Genomic DNA, 1,586 nt, shown 5'->3' on the forward strand with positions numbered 1-1,586 from the left:
AGCAATGTCGTTACGACTAGATAGGCTACCAGCCCACTCAAAGCGGCTGAACCATCTTTTCCTTTCGACATCCCCAATGCAACCCCGACAGCAAACAAGATAGACATATTGCCAATGATGGAAGAACCAGCTTTAATTAAAAAAGCCGCTATCGGACTTCCCTCTCCCCATCCTGCTGGATCTATCCAATAACCAATCCCCATTAAAATGGCAGCTGCCGGTAATACGGCTACTGGCAACATCAATGAACGGCCAGTTTTTTGAAGGTATTTTTTCATCCCACTTTCCCCCTGACAGTTATAAATTTAGGATAACCCTATACACCTATTAGACAGCGGTTTCTTCTTTTTTAGAACTTCTTTTCTTTTATAAACTCTCTATTTCTAGGAAATTCTTTACGTTATACCCCTTTAATAAAAAAAAGAAAAGTCCTTACAGACTTTTCTAAGTTCCTCCGGTTATTTATAGAGTAAATACTGTGCGCGAACCTTTTTAAAAGCATCTTGCTCTGGCTGATATTCTTTCATAATTTCATTCACAGATGAGCCTTCTTTAATCATTGTTCTCACCCAGTCATTACCTATTAATAGACTGAAATTATTGGCTGCGAGAAATTCGAAATCATCTGGATAAAGATCATGAATGGTCTTGATGATATGCAGTCCAGTTGGTACAGCCCTAAATTCATCACGATCGGTTACATAGATTTCAACTCCATGGCTAAGTTTACCTGCATACTTTGAAAACGAAGGTGTAAAAGAGGCAGCCCTAAATTTCACACCGGGCAAACGTAGTCCATTTAATTTTCCCGCAAGTTCATCGCTGTTGATATACGGTGCACCGATTAATTCGAATGGCTTAGTCGTCCCTCTGCCTTCCGAGACATTTGTTCCCTCAATTAACCCTGTAGCTGGATATACAAATGTAGTGGAAACTGTTGGCATATTTGGCGATGGCAAGACAAATGGAAGCCCAGTTTCGTCATAATCCATCGAGCGCTTCCAGCCTTTCATTTTAATGACCTTTAAATCTGCACCAATTTTAAACTCTTTATTAAACAATGTAGCTAGTTCGCCGACTGTCATCCCATGTTTAAGCGGAATCGGATACAAACCAACAAATGATGAGAATTCCGGTTCAAGTACTGGTCCATCTACTGATATCCCCCCTTGCGGATTCGGCCTGTCTAACACGATAAACGGGATGTTATTTTCTTTCGCGGCTTCCATTGCATAGGCCATCGTATAAATATAGGTGTAATAACGCGTTCCGACATCTTGGATATCAAAGACAAGAGCCTCTACACCTTCTAACATTTCAGGCGTTGGCTTTTTCGTTTTACCGTACAAGCTATAAACGGGCAATCCTGTTTTTTCATCTATATAAAATTCAACGCTTGCCCCTGCCTGCGCATCTCCACGAACCCCATGTTCGGGTCCATATAACGCAGTTAATTCAATATCCGGATCGTCATAAAGCAGATCAACGATGCTCGTTAATTTGGAATCGATTCCTGTTGGATTTGTAATCAACCCCACCTTTTTTCCTTTAAGTACATCCTTCTCTTCTTTTAAAAGAACTTCAAT

Annotated in this window: 2 protein-coding genes; both read right to left on the bottom strand. The window is 40.6% G+C overall.

The window, feature by feature from the left end:
- On the bottom strand, positions 1-278 hold a 278-nt coding region (locus tag AC1DUW_RS28195; RefSeq protein WP_477644100.1), incomplete at its 3' end, for a PTS transporter subunit EIIC.
- 180 nt (positions 279-458) lie between these two features.
- Positions 459-1,586: exo-beta-N-acetylmuramidase NamZ family protein (locus AC1DUW_RS28200; protein ID WP_477644101.1), on the bottom strand; the 1,128-nt coding region annotated here is incomplete at its 5' end.

The sequence above is a fragment of the Peribacillus sp. P4_C12 genome, from assembly GCF_056402095.1.